Below are 13,718 nucleotides of genomic sequence, written 5' to 3' on the forward strand. Positions count from 1 at the left end.
CCCTTTATAAAGGGGTGTATGTGAGTTAGATTTTGCATTCAAGCCTAATGCATATGAAATTTTTTTGCCGATTTGAGTGCCTGGAAGTTGCGGTACTCAAGAGAAGTTAGCTTTGAGATGGTTCAACGCGAGCGTAGAACAGACCACGAATCTTGACCTCCTTAGGTTCGCCAGCACCTAAATCGGTATCAGATGGCTGTTCGCTCTCGAAAGTACCTGCAATTTCACCACTAGCACTATCTACTTTTGCTACTTGCAGGGAAACTTTACCGCTAAGAATTTCAGCACGCTTGACGTTAGTGCGGGTAAGTTCTTCATCATCCGCTTGAGCAGGGAGAGCCACGGCATTATCATAGCCAGTAACCACACCCCGACCTTTGGGATCTAAGAAGGCAGCACCACGATATGAAGGTACTTTGAAGGTACCTTCAAAATCTGTGGAGGTATTAACACTGTTCAAACCAGGTTGTGTTTGAGCAACTAAGTTTTTGATGGTGAATAAGAAAGGTACTCGCTCACCACCAGGAAGCTGCACAGTAATGGCTTGGAAGTCAAGACCATCTTTTTCCTCAAATGTCAGGCTATTATCTGGATTAATTTTCAGATCGCCTTGTACTTGGTCAATGGTGGAGGTATACCTGGTTAACAACTTGCCAGCAACAAATTCTGCTTGTTGCCGTTTATTAGCGGGTTCTTCTTTGACAAAGAAATTAGTTGGTTCCAAGCAAAGTTCTTTGATCGTATAAGACTGGCTAGAATTTAAAGGAATTGAACCTCGGCTTGTTTCTGCCAGTTGAGGGCATTTGTTAGCCAAGCCAGTGCCGCGAATTTGTTCGTATGTGAGCACATCTCTACTGTTAGAAGATGGACCATCACTACAAGCAGTTATTAGCCCCAGGCACAAAGCCAAAAATGCAACAATTAAAGCGCGATACCTCATGGTCAACCTCAATTTCAAAAATTAATATCTAACGTTGTAAAACTGCACCAAAGTTTTGATCTCTGATGAGAAGCAGCCCTAGTGTTAGGGCATTTAAGGCGTTTGCCTTTAAGTGTCCTCAAAGGGGTTGCTGTTAGCCTTTAGCATTCCCATAGACGCGCGAAGCGCGGCTTGCCGCAGGCTAGGATAGGCTAGGGTCGCCACCGCTCAAACTGATCTTTGCTAAACGTATTTAAACGTTTCGCTGTGTTTAAGTCTGGGATTGAAACCCCAGGCTAGCCAGTACACCGCATCCGTTTTGGATGTGTGACCCAATAAGGGCAAAAACCAGCAGTTCTACTATTGTCAGCATCTGGTAGCGTCTGGGCGCATAGATGAGTGTGCCCAGACAGAGAGCGGCATAAGCCTTTACCTTTAAGGACACGAAGAGCGAAATTCCCTTCGTACTTTCCTCTAGCGTATGGCAAAAGTGGCATCGCCTAAGACATTCTGTATTATGTATGTGTCCCCACTACATACAGCCCTTTGTTTTAAAAAGTAAATCAGCCAGATCATACGATTTTTTGAAACTCAAAATCAAAGCACTCTAGTTTTAACCAAGAATACTTTGATCCCATTTAGCTCGCGTCTAGGCTGTACTCATTGTCACTGCTATGTTTTAAAAGCGATCGCAATTGTTTTGGACGAGATCCTAATCGGGCTATACTCTGCCCAAGAAAGGGCAGTCAACGCTAGAGAATTAACACAAGCTAATCAGGAGACAGCAAAGTAAAAACCTTTCCCAACTCTACAAGAAGTTGAATCCACTCTTCCGAAAATACGGACTCTTGTCAGGCCAGTGAGTACAACTACGGAACTAAGCAACCTGTTGGTTTCCGCAGTGGCCATTTATAACATCCTAAAAATGAAATGCTATTACAGGCTTGGCAGCCAATGAAAGCCAAAAATCTTGGGTAAATTTGAGTAGACCTTAATTTATAGGGAAAAGCTGGCATGGACAACAATAGAAGCTTGGAATCCGAGAAGTTGACTTCTAAATTAGAAAAGATCGCAACTACAGTCAATGATGTAGCAAAAAGTTGCCAAGGAGATTCGATAGCTCTTTTGGCTCTACTAAGGCAGTTGGAGCAGTTACACCGAGATATCCGGGATGGCTATTTTCAAGAAACTTTGCCTGATAACCGTCAGCAACTTTACTCATTACTGAAAGATATTGAGTCTGAGGGTGGTTGGCCTTATATCGAGCGCATGAAGTTACAAGCCTTTTTAGCACAATTGCTACAAAAAGCCACCGAGGACAATAGTGACGGTAGTGAAAATGTAGTTAACAGCGATCGCTCCTGTAGCTGGTGAGTTAGTAATAAATCACGCTTGTGCGCTTCACACTCATAATTAAATGATTGCCGAATTTGGAATTCTTTACTGCGATACTAGGGCTTGTGGGTAATAGTCTCGCAAAGAAGGCGATCGCGTTGGTCAACATTAGGGTTGTGTTTGAGGTAATCATCAACCCAGTTGCAACCACGCAGCAGTAGATCATCAATATCCAAGTTCCACAGAATGATCGTGTTGTCATCACCAGCCGAAGCTAAAGTTTGACCATCAGGACTAAAACTGACACTTAATACTGCCCCCTGATGCCCAGTGAGGGTTTTAATCAGTTTGCCCTCACGGCTCCAGAGTTTGACTGTACGGTCCCAACTAGCAGCAGCAAGCAATTCACCATTAGGACTGAAAGTAACAGCATTCACGCTATCGCTATACCCCTTTAATAAGGTTTTTAACAACGTACCGTCCCGTCGCCATAACTTCACGGTGTTGTCCCAACTAGCAGAAGCTAACAACTGGTCAGTGGGACTAAAGCTCACACCTAACACCCAACTATCTTGAGGTGAGAAAGTTTTCAGCAAGGTACCATCCCGCCGCCACAGTTTTATGGTTTTATCATCACTAGCAGAAGCTAAAACCTGACCATCGGGGCTAAAATTAACGCTATTTACCCAACTATTGTGCCCAACCAAAGTTGTGAGCAAGCGACCATCACGGTTCCAAACTTTCACTGTTTTATCTTTACTGGCTGAGGCAATAAATTGTCCATCTGGGCTGAAAGTCACGCTCATGACGCTATCGCTATGCCCAAGGAGGGTTTTCAATAAAGTGCCATCGCGCCGCCACAATTTCACAGTTTTGTCATAACTGGCTGAAGCTAGCATTTCACCTTGGGGATCAAAACTCACACTTGGGACTTTATCTAGATGTCCCAGCAGAGTCTTGTAAAGCCGAGTTTTCACATCACTGCTTTTGGTATCTCGCTGCCAGAGTTTCACTGTGCGATCGCGACTGCCAGAAGCCAATGTTTGACCATCTGGACTCCAAGCTACGCTCAAAACTCTACTTGTATGCCCTTTGAGGATAGGTAGTATTGGAGCATCTAGACGCCACAATTTGACGCTTTTGTCATAACTTGCTGATGCTAGGAGTCTGTTATCTGGGCTGAAAGCTACACTAGCAACAGCATCACTGTGTCCTTTAAAAGTGTTCAGTAAGGTGCCCGTGGCGCTCCAGAGATTAATAGTATTATCATTACTTCCGGATGCCAGAAGTTGACTATCAAAACTGAAATTTAGGCTCCAAATTATATTGTTATGCTGCTGTAAAGTTTTGCTAGGACGAAAATTAAAGCTGTTTTTACTACTATTGCGCTCTCTGCGCCAAAGTTGGATTGTTTTATCTCTACCGCCAGATGCAAGTAGTTGACCGTTGGGGCTAAAAGCTACAGCAGTTACACCTTGCCGATGTCCCTGCAAGGTGGATACTAATCTCCCATCTCGTCGCCAGATTTTTACTGTTTTATCTTCACTAGCTGAGGCAATAAATTGTCCATCTGGGCTGAAGGTTACCCAGTTAACCCATCCTTGATGTCCTCTGAGGACTTTGACCAAACTACCATCCTTACGCCAGAGTTTGATGGTTGCATCCTTACTCCCGGTAGCCAACAACTCGCCGTCAGGACTGAAACTGACGCTATAAACCCAATCTCCATGTCCTTCAAGGGTTGTGTATGGCTGTGGGTTAAATTCACCTGTAATTGCATTTTTGTGCCAGATTTGCACACTTTTATCTAGGCTGGCAGAAGCTAATGTTTGACCATCAGAGCTAAAACTCACGCTGGTGACAGCATCGCTATGACCTTTGAGAGTTTGTAGCAAAGTCCCGTCAGGACGCCACAGTTTTACCGTCCTATCCGTACTACCTGAAGCCAATAACTGACCATCAGGACTGAAAGTAACACCCCAGACAATATCACTGTGCCCTTCTAAGCGATTTTGCTCTTTAATACCATAAACAGCTTGTTGAAGGGCTGTTACCACCCGCATTTTCGTTTCTGCTTGCACTCCATCTGCCTGTTTTAGTCTTTTCCAAGCCCGCAAACTTTCTAATAGGGCATCAAACTCTTTATTGGACGCAAACAGAGCCTCGCTTGCGGCAGTAATAGCACTAATTTTAAAGTTAGTTTCGCTACGTTCGGCTCTCAGAGTTTGGCGAATTGCGGCTCTTCTCTGTAAGTCAGCTTGCCACCATAATACTGCTATTGCTCCGGCCATCATTGCCAGCGCTCCGCCTGCTATGCGTGCTTCTCGCAGCCGCCGTTGCAAAACCAAATTAAGCTGTTCTTGAGAGAGCTTTTGCGCTACTTCTGCTCTATCTTTTTCAAATCTAACTTTTTCTAATTCAGCGACCATGCCATAATTGTTTTTTTGCCGAATCGGTTCAACTAAGTAATCGTGAACAAGCTGGTAGCGATCGCCTAACTCTTCTGGCTCTCGTAACACTAGTCCCGACCCTACCAAAATTTCTAAAATAAATTCCCAAGACGAGTCAAAATTAGATATTGCAGCAAAATTATTCCCTAGAGCAACAGCTAAATCAGCTTTTGTTTTTAGAGGCCTTGTGCCTTTTTCATCAGTTAATTCCAACAATAATTTCCAACTACGCTCTTCGTTTTCCTGCCCACAATCTTTGATAACTTCCTCAAGCCAGCGTTCAACTAATTTTGCCGAGCTGCCACACAGCTTGTATTGTGCGAGCGTAGTAATATTTTCTGCTTGCAGTTGAGCACCAACTATCTGTAGCTCAATTGGATGTACTTTATCTAGTTCTCCTGCTAAATCATTTACTAATTGGTTAATTAACTCATCAGTTATTTCATAATGTGAACGTTTAGTCAGGCTCTGGATAATATTGATTGCATCATCACGGTCAAAATTCCCTAAATAGTAGCGAATATCTTTATCTAAGATGTTTTTATTAATTACACCCAAATCATATAAACCATCACTGTTTTCTTTGCTTAAACGCTCAAATTCTAATAAGTAATGTAAATAATCTTCACGAATTGCTAAAATTATTTTGACATACGGAATGTTTAAACATTCGCTAAAAAACTTATAAAATTGGATTTTCTTTTCAGGAGAGGTACTAATAAAGAAAAATTCTTCAAACTGGTCAAAAATAATAATTACTGTGTGATTGCGTTCAGAGGCTAAACGGAGTTTTTCAATCAGTATAGTTGGGGTAATTTCCAGATTAGCTGACATTTCTGTCTGTGCCATTACTTGATTAACATTGCGCCCCAATGCTGTGACCCAATCTGTATAAACAGATAAAACAATTGGTAAAGGAATACGTTCACCAATAACTTTTCCTTTCAAAGCTGGTACTAAACCAGCTTTGAGAATTGAACTTTTACCTACACCTGATGGTCCATGAATTACCGTAAGTTTGTAGTCGGCACGAGTAATTCGTTCAATCAAACGCTTAACATCTTGTTGCCGCCCAGAAGCAGCTATTTCCTGAGCCACTTCCTCAGGAATAAACGGTATTTTTTGCGGCTCTAGTACCGGGTTAATCCTGTAGCGTTGTGGCTGCAATTGACTGGCTCCAATAAAAGCGCGAAAGCCGTACTGATGTTCTATTTGAATTTTTTCTTGTTTCAGGCTAAAGGCTTCTGTATAGTTATGACGCTCAACAAAGTAAAGCGATCGCAACTCTTCTAAAATTTCCAAATAAAGCGATGGTTCATACTGTAGTTCACAAACCACTCTTGCCCATTCTAAGTTATTGATGGCTTCTTCCCACTCACCTAGATGACGTTGTGTACGCGCCAATAATAAAAGATACCAGCTTTCCTGCCGACGAGAAACTTCTGTTGCCAGTTCTGCAATAGAAAGTGCCGTATTCGCTAGCTCATGAGCTAGTATCCAATTTGACTCAGAAGCTGCCACATCTGCTAGAAAGCCATAATCTTGGGCAACCTGAGCAGGATCACCATAAGTTTCGTGCAAACTTAAGGATTTTTGGGCTAATTCTTCTAATTCTTCCCAATTTTGTAAGCGTTGCAGCATTTCGCAAGCAGGTAATATAAATTTGGCAACTAAGTCTTGTCTTTGCGCCTCCTCTAAAATTTCCAAGCATTTCCTAAACCACAAAAGAGCATCCTGCCAATACTTGCTATCAGCACCTTGGTATAAATCTGCCATCCGGCGGTAACACAGTCCCAGATGAAATATAACTACTGCTTGCCGAAGAAGTGGTGGGGATGGCAACATTGGCGGATGAGGGGAATAAACTTCTAAATTCTCTTCTAAACCCCTAAATCCACTCTCTTCTGAACCCACCTGCTGCCAAAGTTCTAAGCTTCTTTGATAGTGAACTAAAGCATCATTAATTTTATCATTGGCGTATTCATCACGCCCTAATACAAATTCTAAACTTGCTTCTAATTCTGGATCTAATTTGACACCATATAGGCGCAGCAAATCACTACGAGCAGACTCAATTTCACGGCGATTTTGCGACTTTGGAGCTAAATCAAGTGCATCATTAGATAAAAATTTATCAGCACCTGCTTCTAAAACCTTAGCAAATAAAGATTCTGTTTCTTGCCGGATCAAAGCAATTAAATACTCTTTTGCTAATTCAAATTTAATTGTAGTTGCAGCCCAGCTTTTAAAATCGGGCGCTAACCTAGAAAGCATTGATGCCACTTCATCTTGTAGCCAAAAAATCAATGGAAAAGGAAAAGTAGCGGCATAGATATCTCTTGCTTGATTTGCACCAGCCAGAAAATTATCGAGAGTGATAATGGACTCTAGCCCAAAAACCATCACAGCTGATGGCAAAGTGTCTTTAACAACCACAGGATGATCTAAAAATAGTTCTGTGATTATTTGAGTATGTAAAGCATTAGTTGATGGCTGAAGAAATATCTCTCTAATATTTATGTCTTTGGTGAGTAAGCGGAGATTACCCAACATTTGCTCACGTAATTGCCCATAGTTGCATCGGACTAAAATCAAAGCAAATTGGCCTTTGGAGAGCTTGATTGCTCGAATCATCCTTTGTAAAGCATGCTGATTTTCATTGACGATAGCTGCTGTGAATTGCCACTTTGTCATAAGTAAGAACTGGGCTAGAAAGGAAGAATAAAAAATTACACATCAAGCAGCAACCAGAATACTTGCCAATACTTGGTTTTGCATTTTGCGAAAAGTTTCCAAGAGAAGCCACTACATTAGTGGCTAGCGGTAGCGAGGCACGAGCGTCCCCTTAAGATTCTGGGGAGCTAATGCGTTGGGTGGGTGGCTCTGCGAAAACCCAAAGGATAGTAAGTGGTGCGGTTATCTCCATCAAAGACGCTAAAAAGTTTGCCTTGCTTGTAGACAACGTAGCCGCTTCCTGTCATCTGGCATAGGTTACCCGAGTTAGAGCAAGTGGATAACTTTTCTTGAACTAGCAACCTTTTCAAAAACAATTTTGAATTGTTATTTGTTTTGCTGCCAAGTCAGGACTTTTTCTGTTTCTGCTAATGCTGGACTAATACCAAACCAGCGTCCTTGAGGATCACGGTATTCAAACAAATACATACTTCGCAGTAAGCTCTGGTAGTCAGACTCGCCTTTCACACTTTGCTGCTGCACTACTTCAAACAGTAATTTCCATTGATATTCATCAATAGCTAGTAGCAGGTCATCTCGGTAGTCTTTAATTACGGCTTCTAAGCATTCTCTAGAGAAAGGCGGATCTTGCCGTTGTAAGCAACTATAAAGCAAACCTAATAAATTACGAATATGACCGCCACTGACACGGCATATACGACCTAAGGTGTCTGGGTGATCGAATAAATCTGTAATTAATAAAGGTCTTTCATTCCAAGGAATTTCTGGAAAAGCTCTTGCCAAAACTAGCTGGCGCAATAGCGACATCCCTGGTTCATAGTCTTCACCATCTCTTTGTCGCACCAAAACCATCGGCAATACTTTGGGCGCAATTCCTCCTCCCAAGCGATTTTTCAAAGTTTCATACTCATTAGAAAAAATTAAGGCTAAGGGAATTGTGTAAACTAAGTGGCATTTAAGTCGGCGTAACTGCTCACCTCGATCGATAAAAAGATACTCTGGTTGCGTCCGCCCAGATGCTACAGGCCGCATATCAACCCGATCTAAGTTATCTACAATTACTACCAATCCTTTTTGACCACGTTGCTTGAGCTGTTCAACAGCTTTTTCTAGTATCTCCTCGTTAATTGCTTGCAAAATACTGTTAGTACGTGGCTCCAGATATTGTCTCAATTGATTGCGCATCTGAGCACTATCTTTAGTTTTGGCAGTAATTTTGGCAATGCCTAAAGATAATTCCGCTTGTCCTGATAACTCTATAGGGGTTTGCAAAAAATCCCCTATTTCTTTAAACAAATTGTTAAAGTAACCTGGTTTGAGTTTTACACCGATCCCTTCTAAACTGACACTGACTTGACGAGCTACACTCAGCAAAATATCACTGATATCGATATCTGCCATATCTAGGTCTTGGCTGGATTCAAAATAAACTACATGGAATCCTGCTACTTCCAGCTCTGCCTTGAGACGTTGCAACTCTGTGGACTTACCACAACCAATATGACCCGTAAATAATTGGCAGGTTGGCTCATCTGGAGAAATACGGCTGATAGTACGTTGTAATTCTTCAACGATCTTGCAACCACGTACATCAGAGAAATCTATATAGTACTGCTTATCCAGTACTTCGCCCATATTTAGTGTGTAGCTTGGGTTACATGCTTTATAAAAACGTGACAAATTTAGTGTCGTTCTCATGTAGATGCAGATGTAGATTTAGATGCGGTTTTATTTGTATCTTTTGCTATGCAAAATCTCTATGTAATATAGAGGTGCAGAATTAACTCATTCACAATTAGTTTTTACAGGATACAGCTCTCAAAGCGGGATCGCTGCAAATAGCTGTCAGTAGAATGGTATATATCCAGTTCTTGCTTATACGTTAAGTGTATCTGTCCTTTTTACAGCTGCTGTGAAGCTTTTGACAATCTATAACCTTTACTTGATGTAGCAAAAAGCCTGATGCTGAGTTTATATGTAAAAAAGTTACTATCAAGTCCAGATTTAGAATTTAATCCTAGATGCTATGCTTAACACTTAAGCCGCTTTTTGTCAAAAAAATTAAAATATTTATATTTAAATTAATATTTTGTAATTGTCTGCAAAAAAACTGAGATGTCTAAATGTTGTAAATGACACTTAGTGATGTTTAAATAAATGGCACTGAATTAACGAGTCAGTTGAACACAAAAATCGTGAAACAAGGCGTGATAAAGTTTTTTAGATAAATTTTTCTTGATTTATTTTTATTCCTATAGCGGTTTATCTTAGGAGCATTCAGGTTTGATACTTGGAAAAATATTTAATTTTGCTATGATTCAGATCTTGCAAACATAAAATTATCGCTTCCAAGTTATAACCGTATAAGTACTGTGCCATACCTAAAATAAATACAGGTAGATTAGTATAGATTTTAAGCCATTCAATGTAGCTTTTATGGCTCATAGTAGCTGTCAGCCTACTATAAAATGTTACATGCAGGCAGGCTACAATAGACACCGCTAAGTTTCCATTGAAACTTCCTTGCGCCACAATCCTGGTGTACTTGCTGTAAAGTGTTACTAAAAACTGAAAATAATATTGAGAAGAGCGGTTAGAAGATGCCGACAGAGGTTTACTGAAATTATTTAACGATCCGAGGGTAACAACAACTTGGACTGGAATCAGAAAGAGGTGTAAATGGCTGGACTACTATCACTTTCCCGCACGGATTTAGCCCAACGCCGTAAAAAATTACGGAGACAGCAGCAGATGAAAATTATTCAGGCTCTTTGGCGTACCTTTGCTATTAGTAGTCTGGCAGGATGTTTGCTGTGGGTGGCAATCCAACCAATGTGGGTACTAAATGCTCCCAAACAAATTGTCATGAAATCAGGTAACCAATTACTGTCAGATGAGACGATTCAGTCACTGTTGATGTTATCCTATCCCCAATCTTTATGGCGGATTCAACCGTCGATTATCGCTGACTCTTTAAAGCGACAACCAACGATTGCGCAAGCGAGCGTTACTCGTCGTCTATTTCCTCCTGGATTAATTATTGAAATCAAGGAAAGAGTACCTGTAGCGATGGTTCAAACTCATAAAAGTGGAAATACTGACAGCACTAGTAAACAAGTATCTGTGGGTTTAGTAGATGCAAGTGGAGTTTGGATGCCTTTAGAAAAATATATATCGCTGAATCCTACTGGAAAATTGCCCACTCTCAAAGTAATTGGGTCGCCAGAGCAATACCTACCTCATTGGACTCAACTGTATTTATCAGTGAGCCAAAGTTACGTAAAAGTCATGGAAATTGATTGCCAAGATCCAACAAATTTAATTTTGAAAACAGAAATAGGCAATGTCCATCTTGGTCCACCGAGTTCTCAATTATCGGAACAAATGAAGATCTTGGCTCAAATGCGCCATTTACCCAGCAAGTTAAATTCTAGCCAAATAGATTACATTGATCTTCAAAACCCTGAAAATCCATTAGTACAATTGAACCAAAAAAAAATGAAGGTTAATTTTCAAACTCCCTAGAAATCTTTACCAGGCTTAATCTATCCAAGGGTCTTAGCAATTTAAGAAGTTTATGCTAGTAAATATATTTATTATTTTTTCAGTTTTTCAGTACTCATTACTAAAATCGGCGTTAACTTCTGTCTATAGTTAAGGAATTATTTACAAAACTTCCTTTAGTAAGTAAAAGAAGCTCAGTTTTTACCCTAACATTTATTGATAGGGTGCAAGCTTTTAGAAAACCTAATCCTGTCTTCTAGTGTAGAAACGCCTTTTGCGTAAGCAATTTCAACCTAACCCAGATAGTAAAAGAAAAAATCGTGAGTTTCTCTTTAATATCTAACTTATAAAACAAGCATACTGGTGTAGAGAGTCAAATCTTAGCTTGCTGTAGGATGGACGCTTGGTACTGCTATCAATCGTGTGTCGAGGATAATTCCAAAGACAGGTTGCAAAAGTTCCTTGGCGTAACGAGGAATTTCGCCCTATTTCCGGTAAGCATTGCTTCTGGAAAGTTAGCATTGTTCTTTGCTGACTGTAACCCCTCTCTGGGTTGCAGCGACACCAGTAACGATTTCTATAGGGTAGAATATTTGTCCAACCAATGTCCGTTAAGGCAAACTAAACAGCTAATCAATTAGGGTTGATGTATAAATTGACAAGCAAATTCTTCCTGACGCCAAGCCTACACATAGGTAAGTAGAGGGCAAATTTTGTGTAATAAGGTGGGATCATACCCAATAGTGAAACCTATTAACCAAATTTTGAAAGCAGTAAACAAGACGCGTCGTAACGCGTCTTTACAAATTGTGCAGTCTGAGTGTAATTTTGGGTGTAGAGTTACTTGTACTAGATATGAATGTATATTTAAGCACTTAAAGCTTTATAGAAAAGCTGAATTTAGCAATACCAATAATTTCTATGTAAAAGATTTTTCTTTGAAAGGAGATTATAAAATATACAAAATTAGCATTCTAACAGTGGCGAGAAAAGCAAAAAAAATCAATACTGTTAGTTGTAAAATTAGTGACCAATCTAAATCATTAGTAATAACAGAGGAAGAACATTGGAAATGCCAAATAAAACTTAAGCTAAATCGACAGCCTAATAGTGAAGATATTAATATTTGGTTGAGATTAGACAGAGCATTTTTAAGTAAATATAGGTATACTTCTCTAGAACTAGTTGTGCGATCGGCTGCGTTCTTGGCTGATGCTGTAGCGAAATTTCGCACTGACAATCCTGTTAGGGTTGGAAGTAGTGAGAACAATAAAGAACACTGTCATTATCTATGGCAGTGTCACACTATAGTTGACTCTTAGGTGAATAACACCTGAAAAAGTCGTTTATCTACCTTTCATAAATCCAATGACACTTGATAATAACCAAGGGCTTACCTATAAAAATTCCCAATCTGTGGGACAGTCAGGATTCTCACTGGCTGTTAACTCGACTAATCCTTTTAATCACTCTGGGCTTAATTTCGGACAAAATCATGATGGTAAGAAGATTACTGCTGAAAGTAACAGAATTGGCGAGATTGTTCCGGGTCGAGTTGCCAACATTAAAGTGATTGGTGTGGGTGGCGGTGGTGGTAATGCCGTTAACCGCATGATTGAGTCAGATGTCAGTGGAGTAGAGTTTTGGTCAATTAATACTGATGCTCAAGCTTTAACTCTAGCAGGTGCTCCTAGTCGGTTACAAATAGGACAGAAACTAACTCGTGGTTTAGGTGCAGGTGGTAATCCTGCTATTGGTCAAAAGGCAGCTGAGGAATCACGGGATGAAATTGCTACAGCTTTGGAAGGTGCTGACTTAGTATTTATTACCGCTGGTATGGGAGGTGGCACGGGAACTGGTGCAGCCCCAATTGTTGCAGAAGTAGCAAAAGAAATGGGTGCTCTCACTGTCGGCGTTGTGACACGTCCATTCGTGTTCGAGGGACGCCGCCGTACTAGTCAAGCAGAGCAAGGCATCGAAGGGTTAAAAAGTAGGGTGGATACGCTGATTATTATTCCTAACAATAAACTTTTGGAAGTGATACCCGAGCAAACGCCTGTGCAAGAAGCGTTTCGGTATGCGGATGATGTACTCCGCCAAGGGGTACAAGGTATTTCTGATATCATCACAATTCCTGGGTTGGTAAACGTTGACTTTGCCGATGTTAGAGCTGTAATGGCAGATGCAGGATCGGCATTGATGGGAATAGGCGTTAGCTCTGGGAAATCAAGAGCTAGAGAAGCAGCGATCGCTGCTATTTCTTCGCCTTTACTAGAATGTTCTATTGAAGGAGCCAGAGGAGTTGTTTTTAACATTACTGGTGGTAGTGACCTCACCTTGCATGAAGTGAACGCTGCTGCTGAAACAATCTATGAAGTGGTTGATCCCAACGCCAATATTATTTTTGGAGCGGTGATTGATGACAGGCTTCAGGGTGAAGTACGCATTACTGTAATTGCAACTGGGTTTACAGGTGAGCTACAAGCAGCACCACAACAAACTGTAGCGAATACAAGAGTTACAACACCCCCTCCAAAGCGGCCTGTGTCACAGCCACCTGCTGCTAGCCCTCCAACACCAATTGCAGAGCCAAAAGAAAAACCTGTATTAGATATTCCTGATTTTCTCCAACGGCGGCGTACCCCACCAAAGAATTAAATGGTGCTAGAATTTTGGGTTTGAGTATAATTTTCAGAACTGGTTGAGCGCTGTATACAAAATGCTGGGTATTGAGTTTCTTCAGGGTAGGCGTCAGCAATTCCGTATCCATCCCTGATATAGCTAATCACTTACGAAACTCTTCAACACTAAACACA

The 13,718-nt window shown here is 40.9% G+C and carries 7 protein-coding genes; 4 read left to right on the forward strand and 3 right to left on the reverse strand.

Going from position 1 to position 13,718, the window contains the following annotated elements:
- Nucleotides 1–106 precede the first annotated feature (106 nt).
- Nucleotides 107–940 carry a photosystem II manganese-stabilizing polypeptide gene (locus BV372_RS28950; protein ID WP_086690040.1) on the reverse strand — a complete coding sequence of 278 codons (834 nt, stop codon included), beginning with the start codon at nt 938–940 and terminating at the stop codon, nt 107–109.
- Between the two features lie 993 nt (nt 941–1,933).
- Here BV372_RS28950 and BV372_RS28955 point away from each other — a divergent pair.
- On the forward strand, nt 1,934–2,293 hold the full coding sequence (locus BV372_RS28955) for a hypothetical protein (protein ID WP_086690042.1): 360 nt from the start codon (nt 1,934–1,936) through the stop codon (nt 2,291–2,293).
- A 77-nt stretch (nt 2,294–2,370) separates the two neighbouring features.
- Here the strand turns inward: BV372_RS28955 and BV372_RS28960 are convergent, their stop codons facing one another.
- Nucleotides 2,371–7,398, reverse strand: a complete 5,028-nt coding sequence (locus tag BV372_RS28960) for a hypothetical protein (RefSeq protein ID WP_086690044.1) — start codon at nt 7,396–7,398, stop codon at nt 2,371–2,373.
- A 366-nt stretch (nt 7,399–7,764) separates the two neighbouring features.
- The gene (locus BV372_RS28965) at nt 7,765–9,096 is read right to left on the reverse strand and encodes an ATP-binding protein (protein WP_086690046.1); all 1,332 of its coding nucleotides are present in this window, start codon (nt 9,094–9,096) and stop codon (nt 7,765–7,767) included.
- A gap of 981 nt (nt 9,097–10,077) precedes the next feature.
- Between BV372_RS28965 and BV372_RS28975 the strand changes: the two genes are divergently transcribed.
- The 3 genes from BV372_RS28975 to ftsZ all read left to right on the forward strand — a co-directional run bounded on the left by BV372_RS28975 (nt 10,078) and on the right by ftsZ (nt 13,560).
- Nucleotides 10,078–10,923, forward strand: a complete 846-nt coding sequence (locus BV372_RS28975) for a cell division protein FtsQ/DivIB (protein WP_086690050.1) — start codon at nt 10,078–10,080, stop codon at nt 10,921–10,923.
- A 722-nt stretch (nt 10,924–11,645) separates the two neighbouring features.
- Nucleotides 11,646–12,224 carry a hypothetical protein gene (locus tag BV372_RS37990; RefSeq protein ID WP_256973525.1) on the forward strand — a complete coding sequence of 193 codons (579 nt, stop codon included), beginning with the start codon at nt 11,646–11,648 and terminating at the stop codon, nt 12,222–12,224.
- A gap of 46 nt (nt 12,225–12,270) precedes the next feature.
- The gene (ftsZ, locus tag BV372_RS28985) at nt 12,271–13,560 is read left to right on the forward strand and encodes a cell division protein FtsZ (protein WP_086690052.1); all 1,290 of its coding nucleotides are present in this window, start codon (nt 12,271–12,273) and stop codon (nt 13,558–13,560) included.
- Nucleotides 13,561–13,718: the final 158 nt, after the last annotated feature.

The sequence above is a fragment of the Nostoc sp. T09 genome (genome assembly GCF_002154695.1).
Lineage (GTDB): Bacteria > Cyanobacteriota > Cyanobacteriia > Cyanobacteriales > Nostocaceae > Aulosira.